22 protein-coding genes are annotated in these 24499 nt (G+C 43.6%); 1 reads left to right on the forward strand and 21 read right to left on the reverse strand.

Annotation, left to right across the window (positions count from 1 at the left end; translation table 11 throughout):
* Window positions 1–4: 4 nt before the first annotated feature.
* The 8 genes from HCJ54_RS13335 to HCJ54_RS13370 all read right to left on the reverse strand — a co-directional run bounded on the left by HCJ54_RS13335 (window position 5) and on the right by HCJ54_RS13370 (window position 9145).
* Window positions 5–754: a WxL domain-containing protein gene (locus HCJ54_RS13335; RefSeq protein ID WP_187138000.1), complete on the reverse strand. Its 750-nt coding sequence runs from the start codon at window positions 752–754 to the stop codon at window positions 5–7.
* 56 nt (window positions 755–810) lie between these two features.
* Entirely contained in the window at window positions 811–2955 is a 2145-nt protein-coding gene (locus tag HCJ54_RS13340) for a hypothetical protein (RefSeq protein ID WP_187138001.1), read from the reverse strand.
* Between the two features lie 389 nt (window positions 2956–3344).
* A complete protein-coding gene (namA, locus tag HCJ54_RS13345) occupies window positions 3345–4361 on the reverse strand; it encodes an NADPH dehydrogenase NamA (RefSeq protein WP_036067379.1) in 1017 nt (338 codons plus the stop codon).
* 31 nt (window positions 4362–4392) lie between these two features.
* Entirely contained in the window at window positions 4393–5361 is a 969-nt protein-coding gene (gene whiA / locus HCJ54_RS13350; protein ID WP_185526363.1) for a DNA-binding protein WhiA, read from the reverse strand.
* A gap of 6 nt (window positions 5362–5367) precedes the next feature.
* On the reverse strand, window positions 5368–6333 hold the full coding sequence (locus HCJ54_RS13355) for a gluconeogenesis factor YvcK family protein (RefSeq protein WP_185410382.1): 966 nt from the start codon (window positions 6331–6333) through the stop codon (window positions 5368–5370).
* Window position 6334: 1 nt separating this feature from the next.
* On the reverse strand, window positions 6335–7210 hold the full coding sequence (rapZ, locus tag HCJ54_RS13360) for an RNase adapter RapZ (protein ID WP_036067413.1): 876 nt from the start codon (window positions 7208–7210) through the stop codon (window positions 6335–6337).
* Between the two features lie 185 nt (window positions 7211–7395).
* Window positions 7396–8310 carry a lipoyl synthase gene (lipA, locus tag HCJ54_RS13365; protein ID WP_036067383.1) on the reverse strand — a complete coding sequence of 305 codons (915 nt, stop codon included), beginning with the start codon at window positions 8308–8310 and terminating at the stop codon, window positions 7396–7398.
* A 16-nt stretch (window positions 8311–8326) separates the two neighbouring features.
* Window positions 8327–9145 (reverse strand): lipoate--protein ligase family protein, encoded by an 819-nt coding sequence (locus HCJ54_RS13370; RefSeq protein ID WP_187138002.1) that lies wholly within the window; start codon window positions 9143–9145, stop codon window positions 8327–8329.
* Window positions 9146–9266: 121 nt separating this feature from the next.
* Here HCJ54_RS13370 and HCJ54_RS13375 point away from each other — a divergent pair, with 121 nt between their 5' ends.
* A complete protein-coding gene (locus HCJ54_RS13375; protein WP_187138003.1) occupies window positions 9267–10130 on the forward strand; it encodes a helix-turn-helix domain-containing protein in 864 nt (287 codons plus the stop codon).
* A 41-nt stretch (window positions 10131–10171) separates the two neighbouring features.
* Here HCJ54_RS13375 and HCJ54_RS13380 read toward each other — a convergent pair whose 3' ends face one another.
* From HCJ54_RS13380 to hprK, 13 genes are all read right to left on the reverse strand, one after another.
* Complete coding sequence (locus HCJ54_RS13380; RefSeq protein WP_187138004.1) at window positions 10172–10807, reverse strand: endonuclease III domain-containing protein; 636 nt, start codon at window positions 10805–10807, stop codon at window positions 10172–10174.
* Between the two features lie 53 nt (window positions 10808–10860).
* Window positions 10861–12588 carry a phospho-sugar mutase gene (locus HCJ54_RS13385; RefSeq protein ID WP_187138005.1) on the reverse strand — a complete coding sequence of 576 codons (1728 nt, stop codon included), beginning with the start codon at window positions 12586–12588 and terminating at the stop codon, window positions 10861–10863.
* Between the two features lie 13 nt (window positions 12589–12601).
* The gene (locus HCJ54_RS13390; protein WP_185410397.1) at window positions 12602–13594 is read right to left on the reverse strand and encodes a LacI family DNA-binding transcriptional regulator; all 993 of its coding nucleotides are present in this window, start codon (window positions 13592–13594) and stop codon (window positions 12602–12604) included.
* A gap of 312 nt (window positions 13595–13906) precedes the next feature.
* Window positions 13907–14956 carry an aldose epimerase family protein gene (locus tag HCJ54_RS13395; RefSeq protein ID WP_187138006.1) on the reverse strand — a complete coding sequence of 350 codons (1050 nt, stop codon included), beginning with the start codon at window positions 14954–14956 and terminating at the stop codon, window positions 13907–13909.
* Window positions 14953–16458 carry a UDP-glucose--hexose-1-phosphate uridylyltransferase gene (gene galT, locus HCJ54_RS13400; RefSeq protein ID WP_187138007.1) on the reverse strand — a complete coding sequence of 502 codons (1506 nt, stop codon included), beginning with the start codon at window positions 16456–16458 and terminating at the stop codon, window positions 14953–14955. Before galT ends, HCJ54_RS13395 begins: the two co-directional genes overlap by 4 nt.
* A 21-nt stretch (window positions 16459–16479) precedes the next feature.
* Complete coding sequence (gene galE, locus HCJ54_RS13405) at window positions 16480–17469, reverse strand: UDP-glucose 4-epimerase GalE (RefSeq protein ID WP_187138008.1); 990 nt, start codon at window positions 17467–17469, stop codon at window positions 16480–16482.
* Window positions 17470–17472: 3 nt separating this feature from the next.
* The gene (locus tag HCJ54_RS13410) at window positions 17473–18645 is read right to left on the reverse strand and encodes a galactokinase (protein WP_187138009.1); all 1173 of its coding nucleotides are present in this window, start codon (window positions 18643–18645) and stop codon (window positions 17473–17475) included.
* Between the two features lie 176 nt (window positions 18646–18821).
* A complete protein-coding gene (gene trxB / locus HCJ54_RS13415; RefSeq protein WP_036067395.1) occupies window positions 18822–19778 on the reverse strand; it encodes a thioredoxin-disulfide reductase in 957 nt (318 codons plus the stop codon).
* A gap of 68 nt (window positions 19779–19846) precedes the next feature.
* Complete coding sequence (locus HCJ54_RS13420) at window positions 19847–21322, reverse strand: tetratricopeptide repeat protein (RefSeq protein ID WP_187138010.1); 1476 nt, start codon at window positions 21320–21322, stop codon at window positions 19847–19849.
* A 96-nt stretch (window positions 21323–21418) separates the two neighbouring features.
* Window positions 21419–21916 (reverse strand): acyltransferase, encoded by a 498-nt coding sequence (locus HCJ54_RS13425; protein WP_187138011.1) that lies wholly within the window; start codon window positions 21914–21916, stop codon window positions 21419–21421.
* The gene (gene ppaX, locus HCJ54_RS13430) at window positions 21916–22566 is read right to left on the reverse strand and encodes a pyrophosphatase PpaX (protein ID WP_187138012.1); all 651 of its coding nucleotides are present in this window, start codon (window positions 22564–22566) and stop codon (window positions 21916–21918) included. Before ppaX ends, HCJ54_RS13425 begins: the two co-directional genes overlap by 1 nt.
* 13 nt (window positions 22567–22579) lie before the next feature.
* Complete coding sequence (gene lgt / locus HCJ54_RS13435) at window positions 22580–23413, reverse strand: prolipoprotein diacylglyceryl transferase (protein ID WP_222713036.1); 834 nt, start codon at window positions 23411–23413, stop codon at window positions 22580–22582.
* A gap of 37 nt (window positions 23414–23450) precedes the next feature.
* A complete protein-coding gene (gene hprK, locus HCJ54_RS13440) occupies window positions 23451–24389 on the reverse strand; it encodes an HPr(Ser) kinase/phosphatase (protein WP_036067400.1) in 939 nt (312 codons plus the stop codon).
* Window positions 24390–24499: the final 110 nt, after the last annotated feature.

Below are 24499 nucleotides of genomic sequence, written 5' to 3' on the forward strand. Positions count from 1 at the left end.
ATTATCAGTTTGGTGTGTCTTCTAAATTCCAAGTGAGTGTAGTTTTATACGGTTCGTTGGCAACTTTGGCTGTACCCATCGGAACTTTTAGACTGATGGCAGATGCCGCTGCAGTTGCATCTTCACCAAATGCGATGGCCCATGTTCCCATTCCTTTATCTGCTGCAGCAACAGCTATGTCGGATGACGCGGCACCTGTTGGATCAAGTGTTGCGATTGATGTTGTTGGTGCGTAAGCTGCATCTGTTAGTGATTTTGCTGTACCAGCCACTATACTCAATTCGGCATTAGTTAGTGCTTTTGGTGTTGCACCTTGTGTTTTGAATTGGCCATTTTGTTTCACGGTTAGTTTCCAGCCCACATTGGTTCCTCTTTTATCAGTCACTTGTACGAAGTTGGGTACGCTAATAACATTACCAGAACTAGCCACTTTCACTTTATCTAGTTTTGCATAGTATGTTTTACTGAGGGGACTAATAACGTTGCTTCCAAAATGAAAATTGGAGACATAATCGATACTCAGCGGGCCAGCTGTTCCTGGTGTATGTGGGTCTGCTGGGTCTGTTGGATCGAGAGGAGTAACTGGTGTGTTTGGATCTGTCGGATCAAGTGGCGCTGTTACTGTCGTGTCTTGGATAAAAGTTGCATCTGTGATAGAATCCATGCTTCCTGCAGTTGCAGCCGTCGCTGAAATACCTCCTATAACCAAACTGCTTGCAACGATTGCGCTTAAGTACCAGATTTTGTTTTTCATCCTTTTTCCTACTTTCTTCTTTTTATTTAATTAACTAGGTGTTTGGCCTAATTTAATTACGTGGGTGTGTCGGTTAATGTCCATACTAATTCACCAGTGTAATGTTGATTAATTTTAATGTCTGGACTGGGTGCTAGTTTTAGACGGATTCCTTCTGAAGCTTGCCATACTAATTCGTAGACTTGATTGTTTTCGACTTTATGTGCAAAAATAGGTTGGTTTTCTGAGTTTAGTAAGGTATCCGCACCATTTTGGCTGTAGATGATGCTTTGGTGAAGTTGTTGATTGTTAGCGTTGGTTAATGGTGTTTGTTCACGGATAAATAGTTGCCATATTGTTTTTTTGACACGACCATCACGGACTTTGATTGTACCAACTGTGTTTGTGCGATTATATGTTTGTGGTTTGCTAGGAACAGGGATGTTTGTGAATGCGATTGTATTGGGAACTTCGACGAGTTTTAGCGTACCGTCTGTAACTAATATGGACATGCTATTTGTTTGCTCTAGAATTGGAACAGTGTTATCAGTCTCGCCATTTAGCCATACTTTGCTAATTAGGGATGCTGGATAGCCTTCTCGGATGACTTTCGCGCTGAATTGGATACGGATTTTGTCTCCTTGCGATATTAATGGATTGTTCGTTATTTGGCTAAAAAGGGATTTTAAAGATGGACTTGTGCTATCATCTATCGTTGTTGGAGCTGTAAGTTGCGTCTCTGTGGTGGTACTTATTTTGGCGAGCGTGATATCTTTTAAATCGATAAGTCCGACTGGAATATTGATTTTTATGTTTTGCTTGTTCCAGACCGCATTACTATTTTGTAGTGTTGTTGTAATCGTATACCTAATTTCTTGGTCAGATGCAGTATCCGTTGCAATTTCCCAAACGTCGGCAGCGTTTTTGCGTTCAAATTGTTGGGTAATTGCAAGCATTGGCATGTTATAGATAACGGATACCATAGTAGCTGTGCTGGATATGAGCCGTTCGCCTGTTCGTGTGCTATAGCCGTCTATCGTAACACTGATTTGGTCACCTAATCGTAAATCAGGAATACCTGTTAACGCAAAAGTCCCATTAGCTTGAAGTGGCGTGTCGTAACTAGTTTGATTGATTGTGATATGCGCTTTATATACGCCAGGATTTGATTCAGATGCTGTTCCTGTAATTTGTGTCTCGCCTACTTTCGGAGAGGTAAGAGTAGCGGGTTGGACAGGCCATTTAGCAGTGATTAATGGACTTGGCTGTGATTCATAAGTGTCCGTATTTATTTTAGACGTTGCTTTTAAAATGGCTGTTGCTGTATCGCCATACTCATATGGTGTTGCCAATGTTGTCGTAAAACTTCCGTTGATGGCAACTGGCAAATTGGTTATTGTTGTTGTGACTCCTGCTCTTGTTTTGTATATGATATCAGCGGTGTATGTATAATTAGTGTCTAAGACTTGATTGGCTGTACCACTGATGACTGTGCCAAGATGTTGCATTGTGTCATTTAATTTTGGTGGGGTGATTCCTAAAACTGGATAATTGCCAATGCCAAATGTCGCGCTTGGGATCGTTGTCATTTTCGTATTTCCAGTTGATATCGTGATGCCCTCTGTTGCAGCTACGAGTGTTCCTTTTGCAGTGTAGTTCACGCCGTTGTAAGCTGGTGGAACTGTTATGCTATTTTTATAAAGAACACCGGCATCTATAATCATGTCTACTTTCCAGATATTCGTGATAGTTAGAAGAGTCGTGCTCCTTGGATACGTGAAAACAACTGCATGTGTGGCTTCATTATATGTTTTTATGACATTACTGCTTACTGATTGTATATCAAAACTTTGATTGGCCAGCGTGTTAAGTGGATAGGTAATCGTCCCTGTTAAACTTTTCAAAAAAGAAGCTTGTTTTGTTGGATTACCGACTAACTGGTCACCGATTTCGCTTGGAATTTGAACAATAGCAAGTGGAACTTCGTTTAGCGTCAGTGACAGCAATGGTGAGTACTGATAAACGAGTCGCATTGTTCCTTGCCCGTAAGTGCCTGCTGTATATGTTCCATTTAGAGAAGATGCTCCTATTTCAATCGCGACTGCCGCCTTTGGAGCAACTACTTCCCGCTCTCCCCAAACCGATTCTCCTGAAAGAATCACTACAAAAATAAAAAGAATAAATACGGTGGAAAACCAAAAACGATTATGCATTTTTTTCATTTTGTCACTCCCAGTTTTTTATTAAGATAATCAACCCACATGCGGCACAAATTGTTATACTACCAGAATTTCAACATAATCCTTCAAAAAACTATGTAACCAGCTGCCATCATGAAGTTCTAACGTTTCCCTTTCTCATAATAAATGAACAAAAAATTAAAATGAAGCATTCAAAAGAACCTATACCCCTGGAAAATATTTTAAAACACAAATCACATGGTTAGGCTAAAAGAATCTCTAAAGTGAAATTTTCTGATGATTACTTTTACGACAGCAGCAACAATCATAACCACAGCGAGCATTTTTCTAAATAATCCAACATGTTGAACAGACAAAAACAAGCACCCCAATCAATCTGGAGTGCTTGTTGTTTATCCTTTTCTATCTCCTCACCAACCACCACGCAAATACTGCTCAGGCGGCGTCACTTCCCCGCGAACATCTTTCGCCGCTGTTCTCGCCCAATACGGGTCACGCAACAGCTCACGTCCTAGGAAAATCAAATCCGCGCGATCATTTTGCAAAATTTCTTCTGCTTGAACGCCCGTCGTAATCAGGCCTACTGCGCCTGTCGCGATTCCTGCTCCTGTGCGGATTTTCTCAGCGAATGGTACTTGATAGCCTGGATATACTTTTGGGACAGTGTTTACTAGCGCGCCACTGCTGACATCTAGTAAATCGGCGCCGTCTGCTTTCATCCATTTGGCAAACGGGATATAATCGTCTACTGTCAAACCGCCGTGTGCGTAATCGGTCGCTGAAATACGAACGAAAAGTGGACCATCCCAAACTTCGCGAACGGCTTTAATGACATCACCTAATACGCGGTAACGGTTCCCTGCTGGGCCGCCATATTGGTCTTCTCGTAAATTCGAAATCGGTGATAGGAATTCATGTAATAAATAGCCGTGCGCCGCATGAATTTCAATCACATCAAATCCGGCTTCTTTCGCGCGGAATGCTGCTTTTTTGAAATCGGCTACGACTTCTTCTATTTCTGCTGCAGTTAATTCGTGCGGCTTTTTGCTTTCATCGTCAAATGCGACGGGGCTTGGTGCTACTGGATCTACGTCTAAAACGGCTTTTCGACCTGCATGTGCTAACTGGATTCCGACTGCGCCTTTGTGGTAATGTACGCCGTCAACGATTCGCTTCAAAGCTGGAATTTGGGCATCATCCCATAAACCTAAATCAGCATGCGAAATCCGTCCAACTGCTTGTACTGCTGTTGCTTCCAACATGATAAGACCAACCTGGCCTGCTGCGCGTGACACATAATGGGCAAAATGGAAATCGTTTGCTATCCCATCATCTGTTTCCACAGAATACATACACATTGGTGACATCGCAATTCGGTTTTTCAGAGTAAGGCCTTTTGTTTTATACGTAGAAAACAATTTTGACATGGTTTGATCGCATCCTTTTCTTTTTATATTATTATTTGGAAGGGATTCTAAGCCCTAGTTGTGATGGGGATTCGCCGCTTCTTAGTTGGTCCGCGATTTGGTCCAACTTCCGTAAACGGTGATTAATTCCGGACTTGCTGATAGGGCCACTTGTTAGCATATCGCCAAGTTCCTGTAGCGTCATATCTTCATACGTTACGCGCAATTCCGCGATCTCACGCAGTTTCTCTGGAAGCGCCTCTAAGCCTACCGCTGCCGCGATGAACTTAATATTATCGATTTGACGAACCGCCGCATTAATCGTTTTATTCAAGTTCGCTGTCTCACAATTCACGAGCCGGTTCACGGAATTCCGCATGTCACGCATGATCCGCACATCTTCAAAATGAAGCAGCGCACCGGTAGCTCCGATAATGTTCAGGAATTCGGTGATTTTTTCCGCTTCCTTTAAATACGTAATGTAGCCGTTTCGACGTTCGAGCGTTCGAGCGTTCAACTTAAAACTATTCATCAAATGACAAATGGCTTCATTGTGCTCATCGTACACCGAGTTTATCTCCAAATGATAGGAAGAAGTCTCCGGATTATTCACCGATCCGCTCGCTAGAAATGCTCCGCGAAGATAGGCCCGACGCGCATTCTTCGTCTTAATTAACGCCGGATCGATCGCATTTTGAAAAACACCATCATTTAAAATTGCTAAATCTGCTAGAATCTCTTTCGTCTTAGCCTTCAGACGCACAATATAGACGTTATTTTTTTTCAATTTCATTTTTTTACGCACTAATAATTCGATGGGCACTTGATACAATTCCTTCAAAAGCCGGTACATTCGGCGGGCAATCGCAGCGTTCTCCGTCTGCACGTCTACCACCATCATTTGATTCGAAAAAGATACGGCGCCGTTCATTCGTATAAACGCGGACAGCTCTACTTTTGCATCCGTGGTTGAAATATCTAAATTGGTTAATTCTTTCTTTGTTTCCGAGGCAAAGGACATAGACCCTCATTCCTTTTCTTTCAAATTCATTAGAATCTGTAATAGTGTATTCGTCACTTTATCCGCGGCATGTCGCACTAAACCGCCTTCTGTGGAAAGCAAATCGCCGGCAATGACATTAATATTTAGCTCGTGATCCTTCTCAAAATTCTGCTCGACTTGCATGACATCATCTGGAAACATCAGATGTCGCGGCACTTCCGCCGTGTTGATCATCATCGCATCAATAATCGGGCGACCAACATGATTCAAAATAACTTGTGCATGATCTGCGTCCGTAAAGAAATCCGTCTCGCCAACCTGCGTCAAAATATTGCAGATATACACCTTATACGCCTTACTTTCAAAAATCGCATCCTGCAAATCCTGCACCAGCAAACTAGGTAGAATACTCGTGTACAAACTTCCTGGGCCAAGCACAATCAAATCCGCATCATGAATCGCCTCAATCGCGGCTGGCAAAGCCTTCACATCGGCCGGCGTGATAAATACGCGATCAATCGGCTGACCCTGCATTGGAATCACCGACTCACCCTGCACGAGCGTTCCATCTTCCATAACCGCATTCAAAATCAGCGGTCGATCCGTTGCTGGAATCACTTTTCCGCGAATCCGCATGGCCTTACTGAGCACTTCAATCGCTTCGACATAACTATCGTTCAACTGCGACAGCGCCGTCAAAATCAAGTTACCAATCACATGACCAGAAAGATCTCCTTCCACCTTAAAGCGATACTGCATCAAGGCTTCCATCCGCGGATCCGTATTCGACAGCGCCACCATCACATTCCTAATATCACCCGGTGGCAATACATCCATTTGCTCGCGAATTTTGCCAGAACTCCCGCCATCATCAGCAACCGTAACAATTGCAGTCAAATCAATCGGTTGTTTTTTCAAGCCTCGGAGGATGACTGGTAGGCCTGTCCCGCCACCAATCACGACCACTTTCGGCTTTTCCGTCGCAGCCATCTTATTTTCCCTTTCTGCGTTTCATATCTCGATGTGAAATTTGCGTTTCATATTTTGTTTTCAAGTTGTTACCGACGTACTCCGAAAGCGCCACAGAACGGTGCTGCCCGCCAGTACAGCCAATGGCAACGACAAGCTGCGTCTTCCCCTCGCGCTTATAAAACGGTAACGTGAACAGCAACATATCCATCACTTTATTGAGGAACGTCTCCGTCTCTGGCCACTTCATCACGTAATTATAAACATCCTTATCAAGCCCAGTTAACGGACGCATTTTGTCGATGTAGTGCGGGTTAGGCAAGAATCGCACATCAAATACCAAATCCGCATCAATGGGCAAACCATATTTAAACCCAAACGACATCACCTGCACGTTGAAAACTTCGCGATCACTCGTCTGAAACTCATTGTTCATCCGTTCCCGAAGCTCGCGCGGCGCCAAAGTCGACGTATTAATCACAAGTTGAGAACGCCCCTTCAAATCTTCTAATAACTCACGTTCCTGTCTGATCCCCTCAAGCACCGAACCATTCGGCTCCAATGGGTGATGACGCCGTGTTTCCTTATAACGCGACACCAAAACTTGATCATCCGCATCCAAAAACATCATTTTCGTCGTAATAAACGAGGTATTATCTAGCTCATCAAGCGCCGTCTGGATAGAATCAAAAAACTCGCGACCCCGCAAATCCATCACGAGCGCGATCTTGTTCATTTTCCCAGATTCTTTCATCAATTCCCAGAATTTAGGTAATAAACTCGGTGGCAAATTATCCACACAGAAGTAACCTAAATCCTCTAAAGATTGCATTGCAACAGTCTTTCCTGCACCACTCATACCCGTTATAATTACCAATTGCAAATGATTTGTCGCCATCTCAAAACCCAACCTTTCTATTAAAAAGAAGCGCTAAAAACAAGCTCCTTACACGAACAATTTCTACTACTACATTCTATCACAATCTGAACCGAAAACCTAAGAAAAGAAATCAGCCGGGCGTCTCATTCTCAAAAAGCAAAAAATACCTCAATGCTTCATTTTGCACCAAGGTATTCTTACATCTATAAATTTTGCGCTTTCTCCGCATCTTCCCGTCGTTGTTTTGCCGCGGCGTTCACTTGTTCATCCGCATGGTAACTCGATCGCACCATTGGACCTGATTCACAATGAATAAAGCCTTTCTTCCGGGCGATCCGTTTTAACTCACGGAACTCACGCGGGTCGTAATAGCGCTCCACAGGGTAATGTTTTTTCGACGGCTGCAAATACTGCCCAATCGTCAAAATTTCTACGCCATGTGCTAGCAAATCATCCATCGTTTCTAGCAACTCCTCACGAGTCTCACCAAGCCCCACCATAATGCTCGATTTCGTCGGCAATTCCGGTTCCATATCGCGAACGCGTTGCAACAACTCAAGTGAACGATCATACGTCGCCCGGTGACGCACACTTGGCGTCAACCGTCTCACAGTCTCAATATTATGATTAAAGATATCTGGTTTCGCATCCAATAACGTCTTCAAACTCTCGTAATCGCCCTTCATATCCGATGGCAAAACCTCCACCGTCGTCTGTGGCATCCGATACCGAATCGCATTCACCGTATTCGCAAAAACTTGCGAACCTCCATCCGCCAAATCATCACGTGCCACAGCTGTAATCACGACATGGCGCAACCCCATCGCCGCAACCGAATCAGCGACACGCTTTGGTTCGCCTAAATCTAAATGCGTCGGCGCCCCCGTCGTCACCGCACAAAACCGACAAGCTCGCGTACAAATATCACCGAGAATCATAAACGTCGCCGTTTTCCGATCACCAAAACACTCCTGAATATTAGGACACTTCGCTTCCTCGCATACTGTATGTAGCCGATTTTCCCGTAAATTATTTTTGACTGCTTTGAAGCTCTCACTATTACTAATCTTAATTTTTAGCCAATCTGGTTTTCTTACATGTTCTCTTTTTTTATCCAACTTGTTAGTGCCCCTTTCAACGCGAAAATAAATATTCCTCTTGTCTAAATTTACTCTCAGCAAGCGCGTGGACCTCAGCCCATTCAGCGTCCGATAACTCGTATGCCACAAACGACACATCAAAAACTTCCGCAAACCCATCACGGAATGCCTTCTTCATCTCATCCAGCGGTATTTCTCTTTCAATCAAATCAAAAATTCCCGATGCCTTTCCACCAAAAGCCCGCAATGTCCGCTCTTTCACCCGCTCATTGTCAAAAATAAACAGATCGAATAATTCCGTAGCATTCATGTGTAGCGGAATCGAGCCGTGCTGCAATAAAACACCTTGATGTCTCGCCTGCGCGCTGCCAATAATTTTGCGGTTCTTGATCGTGATCTCATACCAAGATGGCTCCTCAAAGCAAATCGCTGTTCCGCTTCCCGCTTGTTTTGCCTCCGGAATCGCAAAATCTGCCTCAATTCCCAGTTTAGCAAGGCCAGCTAACAACGCTTCCGAAATCAATTTATGTGCTTCTTTTATCGTTTGCGGAACCGCCTCGTTCTCCTCAGAAATCACAAAACTGTAGGTCAGCTCATCATCATGTAGCACCGCCTGGCCTCCCGTTGGCCGACGAACTAACTCAAATCCGTGCTGTTGCACCGCATCACGATCAATCTTCCCCTTCGTCCGTTGAAAATATCCAACCGAAAGCCCAGCAGGAGTCCAGCCATAAAATCGCAAAACCGGCGGAATTTTCCCTTCTCGATGCCAATCCGTCAACTTCTCATCCATCGCCATATTTATCGCTGGTTCAAGTTTACCCTGATCCAAAAGTAACCACTGATCCGCCATCTTCTTATCCCCTTAAAAATGCATACTGTTTGATTTTTGCCTCTTATTCATTATACTAAGGAAGAATGCGCTATCTTTCAAATGACTATTCGCATATTTTGTCTAAAAGGGGGCATCTCATTTGTCTAACGAACTCGGAAAAAGTATCAAACGTTTGCGCACTAGCCAAGAATTCACACAAAAACAGCTCGCTGAAGGCATCTGTTCGCAAAGCATGCTCAGCCGCGTCGAACAAGGGCTCGAAATTCCCAGCGTTCTCATCATCCACAACATCTGCCAAAAACTCGGCATTACCGTAGATTCATTGCTATCCTTATCCCAACTCGACTCACCACTTATCCAACTAAAAAAAGAACTCCACCAACTCTATGTAGAACACGATTACGAAATTTTATACACCCACCTTCATAAAAAAACGCTCGCCATGTTCGAAATCAACTCTCAAGAAAGCCATTATTATTTCTATCTTGGCGTCTGCGAATTGAAGTATAAAAACAATAACCAGAACGGTATCACGGCATTGGAATACGCCTTTTCGCTTTCCAAATCACATTCCGATCAGGCCCTAATCAGTAGCTACTTAGCAGCAACCTACTACGCCACTTCCAATGAAATAGCCGCACTAAAACATTTGAATCATTGCTTACTTTTCCTTAACAAACAAGATTTTTCAAGCGAATTTCTACCCGCCATTTATTTTCATGTGGCGCTTTGTTACGGTTTTGTAGCAGATAATCTGACTGCTATCGAATACATCCATCTTGGGATCGACTGCTGCAAACGACAAACGAGCAATTTCTATCTTACCTATCTGTTTTTCGAACTGGGCGTATTATTTATTCGAACGAATCGAAAACAAACAGGAATACGGAAAATAAAGTTTAGCTTAGAACTTTCCGCCTACCTCGACGAACAATTTATCACCGCTGAACTTTCTAAAAGACGGAAAGAAGATATAGAATATGCGAATAATCATATAAACTAACTAAAACAAAGCCGAACCCATCAAAAATCGATGAATTCGGCTTATATGTATTGCTTACATTCTCGCTTCAATGGGCACGCTAGGCATTTCGGTGTCTTCTGACAGTATTGCTTGCAGTGCTCGACAATAAGCGCATGAAATTCTTGTAAAATCAAGAGATCATCTGGTAATCCTGTTTCTAACATCTGTTGGAAGGCTTCATATTTTTTCGGCACCTCATAACCAATTCTCGTGAAAAGACGTCTCGCATAAGCATCGATGACCATCACAGGTTTTCTAAAAGCGTAAGCAAGCATACAGTCTGCCGTTTCTGGGCCAATTCCTTTAATATTTAGCAACTCTGCCCGCAATTTGGCCAAAGGTTGCTGCCGAATCGCATGAATATCATCTTCCCATTCCCCCTGCCACGCCACGAAAGCCTTTATTTTAAGCGCCTTCTGATTATAGTAACCACTAGGCCTGATTTTAAGCGCCAATTCCTCTGTCGGCATCGCTCGAATTGCTTCCGGATTCAGCTCCGCTTCCAGACCTGCCAATGCTTTTTCAACATTACTCCAATTCGTATTTTGCACCAAGATGGCCCCGATTAACATTTCAAAGTCACTTTCCGCGGGCCACCAAAACTGCTCCCCGTGCGCTGCCAATAGTTTCTGAAAAACCGTTTCCACTGCTATCATCAAACTCTCCTCACATAAAAAGGCTTGGAAATGAACTCCCAAGCCCCACACTGCTATTTTTCAACGATTTTCATGAGACCGTCACGAACGCGTGCTAATTTTTCACTGCCCGCTACTTCCGTGTTTCCTTTAATGCTGAAATAGAATTTGATTTTCGGCTCCGTGCCTGATGGCCGTAAGCAGAACCATGAGCCATCATCCAAGAAACACTTGATAACATTCGATTTCGACATCTCGATTGGCTCTGTTTTGCCATCCGCTAAGAAACGACGCTCGCTCAATTGATAGTCTTCCACCTTCACGATTTTTTCGCCGCCCATACTATCTGGAAGCTCTGCACGGAACGTTTTCATGATGTTTTCAATCTGCTCAGAGCCATCTTTCCCGCTCATTGTTAAGGAAACAAGATCTTCTTTGAAATAACCAAATTGCTCATAAATTTCCTCTAAATCCTCGGCCAATGTTTTGCCAGCTTGCTTACTATCAAGCGTCACTTCACAAATCGCAAGCAGCGCCTGAATAGCGTCCTTATCGCGCGTAAACGGCTTCACCATGAAACCATTACTCTCTTCGTAACCAAACTCAAACGTATGCGAGCCTGTTGTCTCAAAGCTATGAATCTGTTCTGCAATAAACTTGAAACCAGTCAAAACATCGATCATCTCGACATCAAAATGATTCGCAATCAGCGTTCCTAAATCGGATGTTACGATGGATTTCAGCACCGCAGCATTTTTTGGAAGCTCGTTTTGCGCTTGTTTTTGTTTCAATAGATAATGCAAAATGAGGGCACCAATTTGATTACCACTTAGCACATCATATTTTCCCGATTTGTTTCGTATAACAACGCCAAGACGATCGGCATCTGGATCTGTTCCAACAAGCAAGTCAGCGTCGTACTTCTCCCCATAACCAATCGCGACTTCAAACGCTTCCCGATTTTCTGGATTCGGTGATTTCACCGTCGTAAAATTCGGATCAGGCTGAAATTGTTCTTCCACTTGAATCACATTCGTGAATCCAACGCTCTGAAGTGCCTTCAAACCGAGCATTCCACCAGTTCCATGTAGCGGCGTAAATACGATTTTCAAGTCTTTTCCTTGTTTTTCAACCAGTTCATTATTTACAATCACGGTCTTCACTTTTTCTAAGTATGGCGTGTCCACTTTCTCGCTGATGACTTCCAACAAGCCGTTTGCAAGAAGCGCATCCTTTTCTGCCACTTTCACCGCAAAAATATCAGCTATCTCATCAATATAACGCGTCACCGCATCCGCTCCATGAGGCGGCATTTGTCCACCGTCTTCCCCGTAAACCTTGTAACCATTGTACTCCGCCGGGTTATGGCTCGCCGTAATGACAATACCGCTAAACGTATTTAGGTAGCGCACCGCAAAAGATAATTCTGGCGTCGGACGCAGCGTCTCAAACACATAACTCTTAATCCCATGATATCCAAGCACACGCGCCGATTCATACGCAAATTCCGTCGACATATGACGGCAATCATACGCGATCACAACACCACGTTTCTTCGCTTCTTCGCCATTCTCCGCAACATAACGCGCCAAGCCCTCCGACGCCTTACGAATCGTATAAATATTCATCCGGTTTGTTCCAGCACCTAACACACCGCGCATTCCAGCCGTTCCAAACGCCATATTCGTATAGAAGCTATCCTCGAGAACCTTCTCATCTTTTTCCGCATGTAGTTTCTCTTTTAAACTCGTTTCCAATGCATCATTTGCCAACCATTTCTCGTATTCTTCTTTCCATTTCATAACCTTACCCCTCTCACAAACTGCTTTCCCGAATCACCAAATCCGTGGATAGCGTCACTTTTTTTGTAATGGATCGCCCAGCCAACAACCTCTCTTGCAAAAGTTCCACGCCAGTCTGTCCCATTAATTCTGTATAAACTTTCACCGTACTAAGCGGTGGAAAAACATATTTTGAAACGCTGACATCGTTCAAACCAATAATGTTCACGCGTGCAGGTACCGCAATGCCTTTTTCTTGAAGTGCCCGCAAACAACCGATCGCAATCGAATCATTCGCCGCAAAAAAAGCCGTCGGTAACTCATCTCCCAGTTCGGTAATTGCCTTCACCATTAAATCATACCCTGTTTTGACAGAAAACCTACCTGAAAAACAGTATTTCTTTTCATAGAGCCCTTTTCGTTTCATGTAGTCCCGAAAAGCAAGCCATCTTGTATCAATAATATTCGCCGAATCATCGCTAAACTGCTCTTCTCCTGCAATAAACCCGATATTTCGATGCCCTTTTTCGATGAAATGATCGAGTACCGAGACTGTCGCCTGCTGAAAATCAACAATCACCGAATCGTATTTCTGCACCGACTGATCAAAATCAACAAAACAAATATTGGTATTCCAGTTCGTTAACTCCGCAATCTGTGCCTGACTGAACTTACCAATCGCGATAATGCCCTCCACATTGCCAAGCGTCTGATCTGGAATATCTTGAAAAACTCGCAACACCTGATAGCCCTCTTCCTCGGCTTTACGCTCCGCACCAACACGAATCGATAAATAATATAGATCATCCAATTCTTCTTTTTCCGAGTACCAATGCACAATGGCAATTTTTGCATTTTTCTTCTGCTGTTTGCGTTTATGTTTCGTATATTCCAACCTTTCCGCTGCCTCAAAAATACGTTTTTTCGTATCATCGCCGACGGAAAGTGTCTCATCATAATTCAATACCCGTGAAACTGTAGCGATTGAAACCCCCGCCTGTTTTGCGATATCTTTAATGGTAGCCATCATTCACACGCTCCTCTTGTCCGCATTCCGTGAAGCATCACCTCTATTTTATCAGGTATCATGCATCCCGTCTATTTTAACAAATAAAACAACACCACTCATAACCTAAATAAATCGGCAACAAGCGCTCGCATTCAGGGGACTTGGTAGGCTTCCGTCACCCATGTACAGTCCGTACACTCCGTTTCCGGCTACCACCAAATCCCCTGAGTACAAACGCTTTCGCTCGATTTGCGTCTAGCATAAGTCTTCGTCCAACCCAGATAATGGGTGTTGCGATTTCTGCTTTATTTATATTTCCCTAAATATTACTTATATCGTTGTAAATGTAAAAACCGTCTCCGATTGGAAAAGTTCCTCTTTCGGAAGTACCACCGAGCCGAAACCATCGTGATTCATCGCGTCTGGCAAACCTTGTGTTTCCATTGTAACTCCCGCATATTTAGGCACGCTAACACCATCCAGAGCAAATTTTCCAGACAACTGGTTTCCCGAATAAACAACTACAGAATCACAATCCGTCCGCATTTCCACGACACGCCCGCTTTCAGGATCAACCAAACGTGCATCTGGCTTGTTCTCCTTATGTTGCAACACAAATGCGTGATCATAGCCATTTTTTATGATGACGTTTTGCGGATGTTCACTCATCGCACCGTCGCGAATCGCCCGTGGAGCCCGCAGATCAAACGCTGTCCCCGCAACATCCATTAACTCGCCCGTTGGAATCGAATCATGACGTAGCGCCACAAACTTATCACTATTAATTTGCAACGTATGATCTAGCACAGTCTTGCTCACATCGCCCGCCAAATTGAAATAAATATGGTTCGTCGGATTAAACACTGTCGTAGCATCCGATTTCGCCTCATATTTTATTTTCCACTCATTATCATTATTTAGCGTATACGTCACACGCACATCCAAATTCCCAGGAAAGCCATTGTCCCCGTCAGGACTCGTATGCGAAAATATCACACCAACCTCATTCGCCGTTTCCAAAGGAGCTGCATCCCAAATCACCTTACTAAAATTATTCGATCCGCCGTGCAACTGGTTCTCCCCTTCATTTTTTGTGAGCTGATACGTTTTACCATCCAATTCGAACCGCGCATCTGCAATCCGCCCAGCAATCCGCCCAACCAGCGCTCCAAAATAAGGGGAATGCGCCAAATATTCATCTAGCGTCGCAAAGCCGAGCGATACATTCGCAAAACTACCATCCACACCGGGCGCCCACGTTTCCGTCACAATCCCGCCGTAGTCAAGCGCGCAAACTCGCACACCATTATCATTCTCCATGCAAAACTCCGTCACATCTTGCCCATCTAATACACCAAATTTCCGTTCACTAACTTTCATTCCTGATCCCCCGTCCCTATTACTAATTCCATAAATTTTCTAAATGCGCGTATCCCTTCCGCCGTGTCCTTAAAGACGCCAGCATCCGTCAACACCTGCTCAAATACTTTCCCGACTTCCTGTTGCAAGAAAGGCATAACCGTCTCCTCTTGGAAACCACCTTTTCGTTTCAACCGATCCGCCCATTCCGAATGATAATCCGCCATCGCATGTGGCTGATCCAACAAATACCGAGCAACCTCTTCCAACTCTGATTTTAAACGCGGCGGTAACACCGCAAGCCCCATCACCTCAATCAGACCAATATTTTCCTTCTTGATATGATGCAACGCTTGATGCGGATGGAAAAGCCCATCAGGATGCTCCGCCGTCCGCCGATTATTCCGCAAAACAAGCGACAACTCAAACAACTGCTCTCCCGCCACCTCACGACAACTCGCAATCGGCGTAATCGTATTATGCTGCTCCTCTCCACTATACGCCAAAATTCCGACCTCGTCATCCGAATAATCCTTCCATTTTTGCAAAATAACATCCGCGGCCGACACGATATCCACCTCACTCACTGACTGCAACCGAATTACCGACATTGGCCATTTCACAATCCCCACCGACACGCTTGGAAATTCAGCCCATTGATAAGCAGGAAACTCCTTATGTACAGGCGCTTTCGCCATCGCAAACATGTGCGCACCACCCTGATAATGATCATGCGACAAAATGGAGCCACCAACAATCGGCAAGTCCGCATTAGAACCTACAAAATAGTTTGGAAATTGCGCCGTAATTTTGACCAAACGAGTGAATGTACCCCGATCAATCACCATCGGCCGATGCTCCGCCGACAGGAAAATACAATGCTCCTCATAGTAAGCATACGGTGAATATTGCAATCCCCATTCCTCATCCCCGACACGCATCCGCACAATTCGGTGATTCGTACGCGCTGGAAAATCAGTCCGCCCTGCATAGCCTTCATTCTCCAGACACAGCGCGCAAAGTGGATAACTAACCGCCTCAGCCGCCTTCTCCATCGCAATCTGCTTCGGATCCTTCTCCGGCCTTGACAAATTAATCGTCATTTCGAGCTCTCCATAATCCGTATCCACCAAATACTCAATATTCTTCGCAATGCTACGCGTCTTAATGTAATCGCTCGCTTTACTAACCTTATAAAAATAATCCGTCGCCTGACTTGGAGATTGTTCGTATAATTCCCAAAATTCCGTATTCAAATCAGAGGGACATGGCACAAAAAGATCCATGACCTTACTCTGCCAAATTTCGCGTGCAGAAATAGCATCACCAATCACACCGGATTCTACTGCCAAATCTGTTAGTTGATCCAGCAACGCTAAGCGATCTGCGGCGACATCTCCTGCCACCGCACGCTTTTCTGACCAGCCTAATAAATCGAGCAACCGATTCGTTACATAAATCCTGTCTAATTCTGCCACTTCGCCATTTTTCACTGCGATATCAATAAACTGGTCTACTATCATTATTTCGCACCTCACGTGGTTTTAGTTGGTATAACCGTTCGGATTTTTAGAGTGCCAATTCCAAGCATCCTCGATAATCTTATTCACGTCTGTAAACCGTGGTTTCCATTTCAAAACTTCTTGTACCTTATCACTAGAAGCAACTAGCGTACCAGGATCACCCGCGCGTCTTGGCACAATTTTTGCCGGAATCTCTTTACCCGTGACCTTCCTAGCCACTTCCAACATTTCTTTCACAGAGAATCCTTGACTACTACCCAAGTTAAAAATATTGCTCGCACCACCATCGCGCAAATACTCCAGCGCCAAAATATGCGCATCGATCAAATCCACCACATGGACATAATCGCGGACACACGTACCGTCTTCCGTCTGATAATCATCACCAAAAATCGACAACTCCGAGCGTTGTCCCAATGCCGTTTGCAAAATAATCGGTACAAGATGCGACTCAGGCTTATGATCCTCTCCAATCGTTCCATCAAACTTCGCACCCGCCACATTGAAGTATCGTAAAGCTACAAAACGTGTGTCATACGCCTTATCACACCATTTCAACATTTTTTCCATCATCAGTTTCGTTTCACCGTATGGACTTTCTGGATTCGTCGGTGTATCCTCTGTAATTGGAATTACTTTCGACTCACCATAAGTTGCTGCCGATGAAGAAAAGACAATATTTTTCACGCCAAACTCTTCCATCACTTCGAGCGTTACCTGCGTACCGTACACATTATTATTAAAGTATTCCAGTGGCATCTCGACCGATTCACCAACCAATGAACTCGCGGCAAAATGGATGACACCTTCAATTGTTTCCTTTTGAAAAATATCTTGCATAAACGCCTTGTCGCGAATATCACCTTTATAAAATACCGCATCTTTATGAAGCGATTCCGCATGACCTGTTCGTAAATTATCGACAACGATTACCTTATATCCTTTTTCCACCAACTGATCCACGGCATGTGACCCTACATATCCTGCGCCACCTAATACTAAAATACTCATTTTCTATTCCTCCTTGATGGTTTTCGCTCCATCACTAATATTGGCAATATAAAACGCTGCTGGATAGCCTATTTTTTGCGCATATGCATTCCCTACATGTTCGATAAATGTATCAACACATGCAGTTTCCACGATCGCAATCGCACAACCACCGAAACCGGCACCTGTCATCCGCGCGCCTAAAATACCTGATTGTTCCCAAGCTTTTTCTACTAACATATCTAATTCTACCCCAGTTACATGATAATCGTCACGTAAAGACATGTGAGATTGATTAATTAATTTCCCAAATGTCATTAAATCGCCTTCTTTAAGCGCTTTTGTAGCCAATATTGTTCGTTCATTCTCGCTTACCGCATGCCGTGCCCGCTTCACTAACGTATTATTCGAAATTAAATGCCGATACTCATTAAAAGTGACCATATCTAACTCTCCAAGCGATTTCACATCTAATTCTACTTGCAATTCGACCAAAGCCTGCTCACACTCACTGCGCCGTTCATTGTATTTCGAATCAGCCAGTTCTCGCCGCTTATTTGTATTCATAATCACAATTGTATATCCATCCAACTTCACTGGCACCAGCTCGTACTCAAGCGTATTGCAATCCAACAAAATCGCCATATCCTTTTGACCCATGCCAATCGCAAATTGATCCATAATCCCTGAATTAACCCCAATAAACGCATTTTCCACTTGCTTCCCCGTCAAAATCAGTTCCAAATCCGCCAATTTCAAATCAAATAAATCCGCCAAAACAACCCCAGTCAATAGCTCAATCGAAGCCGAAGATGAGAGCCCAGCCCCATTCGGAATATTACCCCAATACAGAATATCCATTCCTTGATCCATTGTATGACCCGCTTCCTTCAGAAACTTGAGCATACCTTTCGGGTAATTCGTCCAGTTATCCGCCTTACGATATTCCAGATCCGCTAAATCAAACGAAATAATTCCTAAATCCTCAAAATTAAGTGATAGAAGCCTAACTTGCGTATCTTCCCGTTTCGCCGCCACCGCATATGTTCCAAGCGTAATCGCACACGGAAACACATGCCCGCCATTATAATCTGTGTGCTCCCCAATTAAATTTATCCGACCAGGCGCAAAATACAACGCACCATCGGTCCGATCAAAAACGCGTGAAAAATCCGCTTTCATTTTTGAATAATCCATTATCCCAATACCTCCACATTCAAAGTAGAATCACTTATCCTCATTATAATTTATTTAGTAAAATTTATCAACTAATTTTACTAAATGATTTTAGTAACCTCTCCACATATACGCACAAAAAAACAGCCCATGCCATCCAAATAATGAATATCATCGACTGTTTCTTATTTTTAAGCTTATACTTGTGGTTTTTCCGTTAACTTCTCTTTTAAGTCTTCTACAAATTTCTGTGCATTTTGTCCTGCTAATCCACCATCACCAGTTGCCGTTACAACTTGGCGCAACGATTTCACACGAACATCTCCTGCCGCAAAAATCCCTGGAATCGATGTCTCCATCTCTTCATTCGTCATCACGTAACCTTCATTATCTAGAATACCAAGCCCCTTAAAAGCACTAGAAAGCGGTACTAGACCAACATAAATGAACGCTCCATCCGCGTTTAACTCAGATGTCGAACCATCGATAGTTGAAACTAGGCGAGCACCAGTTACCTTCATGTCATCGCCAATAATTTCTTCTACCGTACTATTCCAAACAAATTCGATTTTCTCGTTTTTGAAAGCACGATCTTGCAAAATTTGTTGGGCACGCAATTTATCACGACGATGCACAATCGTGACTTTACTTGCATAGCGCGTTAAATAGGCTCCTTCTTCAACAGCTGAATCACCACCACCGACAACGATAAGTTCACGATTCTTAAAGAAAGCTCCATCACATACCGCACAATAAGAAACACCACGACCACTGTACTTATCTTCACCTTCTGCACCTAACTTACGATGCTCCGCTCCCGTTGCAATAATAATCGAACGCGCTTTAAATGTCTTAGAACCTGCCACAACAGTCTTATATTCTTCGCCGTTCTCGACAGATTTAATATCGCCATACGCATATGCTGCTCCAAATTGTTTCGCCCCAGAAAACATTTTCTCAGACAAATCAGGACCCAGAATACTGTCAAAACCAGGATAATTTTCAATATCAGCTGTGTTCACCATTTGACCACCTGGCACACCGCGTTCAATCATTAAAGTATCTAAATCAGCACGGGAAGTATAAAGCGCCGCAGTCATTCCCGCAGGCCCAGCACCGATAATAATAACATCATAAATCTTCTCTTCACTCACTGTTATTCCTCCAATCTAATCCTAGAACTATCGTAAACCCAAAGCAGGAGTTCCGTCCATTTATCTGCTCAAAACCCTTTGATCTCAAGCGAATATTTACGAAGTGTTGCCACTGATAAGCCGAATAACTCCGCGATTGATTTCTGCGTGCCACACTGGAATTGATATAAAATTGCAGCGGCTACCCCGTCCAAATTTTTCGTGCGCAAAACGTATTTGCGATCAATTGAAATCTTCATAAACGAAAAGATAAAGGAGTACATCGGAGCCGTCTCTACTGTTGCTGGGAAACCGACCTCAGCAAAACGGCCTAATATCGCAACTGCCGCATTGCAATTCGCAGCATCCAAACTATCCGGCAAAAATTCAAATTCCGAGAAAATCAAATGCTCGAAAAAATCCCAACCAGTCATATCGAAGTAATCGTTAAACATAATTAACGCTGGTTGCTTGTCAGATATCGTTAGCAAATAGACGCCCAGTAAATGCTCTGAACGATCCTTACTCGCCAACTTCTCCAGTACAGCATCTTCGTCATTTGCTAATAAAAGCGGTGATTCCCACGGGAAAACCAATTCCTCCCCATCGATCTGCTTAAAATGCTGCCAAAAATCCTCGGCTTCCTCTATCCGATTCAGGAAAAATGCTGTTTCCGCACGATAATAATAATAGGCGTACCGATCCATAATCTCTAACTGATTCACCTTCTCAAATAAATGATCCGCATGTGCATAATCACCGGCCATGGCGTAAATCCGCGCTAATTTTTCACGTTGGAAAGATAAGAATGGCTCTACTTTCTCAAGCTCTTTTAAAACGAACGCAGTCTGTTGCCACTCTGCCTGATAATGCGCATACAAATATAGCTCGCACAACGCCATCAAATTGCCAGGGTCACGCGCCAACACATCTTCTAAAATAGAAAGTCCTTCTGAAAAACGCTCTTCCTTAAACCGAATACCAGCAAGCTCAATATACGCCTGCCAAAATGTCGGATTCTTTTCTATTTCAGCAACTAAAAACTGGCTAACTTCGTCCAATTTATCATCAGAAACCAAGTCGTCCACCTTCGCCCGAAACGCAAAAATTGCTTTTTCCATCTCAGACATATCACTCACGCCAAAGCTTGCGAGCGGCGCTTCTTCCATAATGAGCTGAATCAAATCCTTTGCCTCTTCCACATATTCGCCCTCTACTACAAGTGCCAAATACTTATTCGCGTGTTGCAATGCCAGCTTGAAATCTTTCATGTACGCATAATTATTCGCCATAAAATAATAGCAATAATGAATATCCTCCGCTTCATCTAAAACACGACGCAAAATCTGATTCGATTTATCAAATTGGCCTAACTCCGTATAACAAATCGCAAGTTGGCACATGATAACCGGCTCATCTGGCTCAAAAAATGCTGCCCTCTCCAAATAACGCAAAGCTTCTGGCATTTCCTGATTACGAAACGCCTCAATACCTCGCTGAAAATAAAACTCCCCATTCGGCCTGAATGGATAAACTTTGTTGCTTTCTTTTTTACTATTTTTCAAATTTTTTACCTCCGCGCATTCTCCAAGTAAGTTGAGTATACCATAAAATAAACCTCTAAAACGAAAAAGAAGTCACTTTGCGCAAAAGTTCAGCCGCTACAAAGCTACTTCTTCTATCTCATTAATAATCATGGGATTGCCACGAGCAAAGCACTTAGCCGGGACATCCTTGGAAACTACTGTACCCGCTCCAATCACTGCCCCATCACCGATACGAACTCCTGGTAAAATCGTGACGTTCGCGCCAATCATAACCGCGTCCCCGATCACGACTTCTCCAATCCGATATTCTTTGACCAAATACTCATGCGTCAAAATCGTCGTATGAAAGCCTATCACCGAATTCTGTCCAATCGTAATTTTCTCTGGATAAAAAAGATCCACTGTCACTTTATAAGCAATGGACGTATTCGCCCCAATCGACATGCCTAAACCATGTTGATACAGCCAACGCTTCACGCCCATAAAAGGAAAAATACGCCCGAATTCAATAATAAGCGTATTTTTCAATGTCCGTCCAAACGATACGGTTCGATATACTTTCCAAAGAGGATTGATATCCCCTTTCGTTTCAAATCGTTTCGTTCGGCGCATTAATCTTCCCTCACGATATCAAGTAAATCACCCATCGATTCCAAAATATACGTCGGATTGTAGTCTCGTAAATAATCTGCACCACGAATGGCCCAAGAAACGCCGGCACTCTTCACGTTAGCATTATGTGCTGCCTCAATATCATGATAGTTATCCCCAACCATAATCGCTTCATCCGCAGTCGAATTAAGCAATTTTAAAGCCATATTAATCCCTTCAGGATCAGGTTTTGGTGCCGCTACTTGATCCAAACCAATCACAACTTGGAAATACTTGTCCAAACCAGTCGTTTTAAGCCCTTTTAGGATCATATCGTACATTTTGGTAGAAACGATAGCCAATTTATAATCTTCCTCATACAGCGCTCTAATCGCCTCATAGACACCATCGTACTCCAAAATTAGCTCATCATGATATTCTTTATTAAATGCGCGATAATGATCCACCATTTCCTGTGCTTTCTCTGGATCAAGCGATGTAAACGTGTCAATCAACGAAGGCCCAATAAACGAATAAATATCCTCCCGTTCGAATGTCCGCTCCGGAAAATATTCACCTAGCGTGTGCTGAAATGTTTTAATGATCAATTCGTTCGTATTAATCAAGGTTCCATCTAAATCAAACAACAATGTCGTTATCTTCTTAGTCATGTGTACTCCCTCTCTATTTCTTCTTTGCAATGCCATACTTGTCTTCCAAATAATACGGACGATCTTTCTTCACTCGGAAATACGCAATCAACGCAACCGCAACTGCCACGAGCACGATCGAGATAAACTGCGCCATACGAAGCGTATCCGTCAACATCAAACTATCCGTCCGCAACCCTTCGATAAAGTAGCGTCCAATCGAATACCAAATGACATACGACAGAAACAACTCCCCACGCAAAATACGCGTCCGACGCAAAATAAGTAAAATAATAAAGCCAATCACATTCCAAAGCGATTCATATAAAAATGTCGGTTGATAATAAATACCATCAATATACATCTGATTAATAATAAAGTCCGGTAAATGTAGGCTTTCCAAAAATGCACGCGTTGTCGGTCCACCATGCGCCTCTTGGTTCATAAAGTTACCCCAACGCCCAATCGCCTGCGCAATAATTAAACTCGGCGCTACAATATCTGCCAACTGCCAAAATGACACTTTTTTGATTCGTGCAAAAATAACCGCGGTCAGCACCGAGCCTATCAATGCCCCATGAATCGCTATCCCGCCATGCCAGATTTTGATAATCTCGTTCAAATGGTCCTTATAATAGCTCCACTCAAACAATACGTAATAAATTCGCGCACTTATTATCGCAATCGGAATCGCCCAAATAAGCAAATCCACTAACAGCTCTCTATCCACATTACGCTTCTTCGCCTCTTGTAACGCGATTAGAAGCGCCACCACGACAGCCGTCGCAATAATCACACCGTACCAGCGTATTGATATTCCACCTAATTGAATGGCTACTGGATCCAGCGCCGCTAAATTCAACTTCATTATGCCCCTACTTTCTAAAACAGACCAGCTTATCGCCTCAATCTGTCATACTACTATTTTGACCAATAAGGTTATTTAAATCTTGCGTGAAGCGCTCTGCTGCATTGTACCCCATATTTTTCAATCGGAAGTTCATTGCTGCCACCTCAATAATAACTGCTAAATTCCGTCCTGGTCGAACGGGCACAGTAATTTTCGGCACATCAATGTCAAAAATCCGAATCTTCTCTTCATCTAAACCAACTCGGTCATAGTGTTTATCCGGATCCCAGCTCTCAAGATGCACAACAATCGTAATCTTTTTACTAGAACGCACGGCACCCGCACCGAATAAAGTCATGACATTAATAATGCCTAATCCACGGATTTCAAGCAAATGCTCGATGATCGGTGGTGACTGCCCAATAAGCGTCAACTCATCTTCTTGTCTAATCTCGACATTATCATCGGCTACAAGACGGTGTCCTCGCTTCACAAGCTCAAGCGCCGTCTCACTTTTACCAACACCGCTAGATCCCATAATAAGTACACCGAGACCATAAATATCGACCAACACACCATGCATCGAAATAACCGGTGCCAATCTACTTTCCAAATAGTTCGTCACATACACGGATAGTCGCGTCGTTTTCAGCTTCGAGCGCAGTACAGGAATTTTTGCTTCCGTTGCCGCCTGCACAAGCTCTTTCGGCGCTTCCAAATGACGCGATACAACAAACGCCGGCGTGCGATTCGTGCACATTTGGCGGAACCGCTTCAAACACTCATCACTCGACATACCTTCTGAAAACGAAATTTCCGTCATTCCAAAAAGCTGCACCCGATCCTCCGGGTAATACGAAAAAAAACCTGTTAACTCAAGACCTGGGCGCGATAAATCACTTGTTAGAATCGGACGCTCCAATCCCTCTTCACCGCAAATCAATTCCAAATCTAGACGATCCATTAAATCTTTCACCGTTACTGATTTTGTCATGAAAGTACCTCCATTAAGACAACAGGCCCAAAGCTCAACACGTAGCCTTCCCCGCTTATCCTTTTTGTATGAAATCTCTCTCTCATTTTAGCACTTTCTGATTTTTAAGG

This window comes from Listeria grandensis (genome assembly GCF_014322885.1).
Taxonomy (GTDB): Bacteria; Bacillota; Bacilli; order Lactobacillales; family Listeriaceae; genus Listeria_A; species Listeria_A grandensis.

Bases quoted from the DNA above. Each gene is read 5' to 3' on its own strand.
- HCJ54_RS13425 (WP_187138011.1), bottom strand. From the start codon at position 21,916: ATGCGCCGAACGAAACGATTTGAAACGAAAGGGGATATCAATCCTCTT.
- hprK (WP_036067400.1), bottom strand. From the start codon at position 24,389: ATGACAAAATCAGTAACGGTGAAAGATTTAATGGATCGTCTAGATTTG.
- HCJ54_RS13385 (WP_187138005.1), bottom strand. From the start codon at position 12,588: ATGAAATGGAAAGAAGAATACGAGAAATGGTTGGCAAATGATGCATTG.
- HCJ54_RS13340 (WP_187138001.1), bottom strand. From the start codon at position 2,955: ATGAAAAAAATGCATAATCGTTTTTGGTTTTCCACCGTATTTATTCTT.
- HCJ54_RS13380 (WP_187138004.1), bottom strand. From the start codon at position 10,807: ATGATAGCAGTGGAAACGGTTTTTCAGAAACTATTGGCAGCGCACGGG.
- galT (WP_187138007.1), bottom strand. From the start codon at position 16,458: ATGATAGTAGACCAGTTTATTGATATCGCAGTGAAAAATGGCGAAGTG.
- HCJ54_RS13410 (WP_187138009.1), bottom strand. From the start codon at position 18,645: ATGGATTATTCAAAAATGAAAGCGGATTTTTCACGCGTTTTTGATCGG.
- HCJ54_RS13395 (WP_187138006.1), bottom strand. From the start codon at position 14,956: ATGAAAGTTAGTGAACGGAAATTTGGTGTATTAGATGGGCAAGATGTG.
- namA (WP_036067379.1), bottom strand. From the start codon at position 4,361: ATGTCAAAATTGTTTTCTACGTATAAAACAAAAGGCCTTACTCTGAAA.
- HCJ54_RS13335 (WP_187138000.1), bottom strand. From the start codon at position 754: ATGAAAAACAAAATCTGGTACTTAAGCGCAATCGTTGCAAGCAGTTTG.
- HCJ54_RS13390 (WP_185410397.1), bottom strand. From the start codon at position 13,594: ATGGCTACCATTAAAGATATCGCAAAACAGGCGGGGGTTTCAATCGCT.
- galE (WP_187138008.1), bottom strand. From the start codon at position 17,469: ATGAGTATTTTAGTATTAGGTGGCGCAGGATATGTAGGGTCACATGCC.
- HCJ54_RS13355 (WP_185410382.1), bottom strand. From the start codon at position 6,333: ATGGCTGCGACGGAAAAGCCGAAAGTGGTCGTGATTGGTGGCGGGACA.
- whiA (WP_185526363.1), bottom strand. From the start codon at position 5,361: ATGTCCTTTGCCTCGGAAACAAAGAAAGAATTAACCAATTTAGATATT.
- lgt (WP_222713036.1), bottom strand. From the start codon at position 23,413: ATGAAGTTGAATTTAGCGGCGCTGGATCCAGTAGCCATTCAATTAGGT.
- ppaX (WP_187138012.1), bottom strand. From the start codon at position 22,566: ATGACTAAGAAGATAACGACATTGTTGTTTGATTTAGATGGAACCTTG.
- HCJ54_RS13370 (WP_187138002.1), bottom strand. From the start codon at position 9,145: ATGGCGGATCAGTGGTTACTTTTGGATCAGGGTAAACTTGAACCAGCG.
- rapZ (WP_036067413.1), bottom strand. From the start codon at position 7,210: ATGGCGACAAATCATTTGCAATTGGTAATTATAACGGGTATGAGTGGT.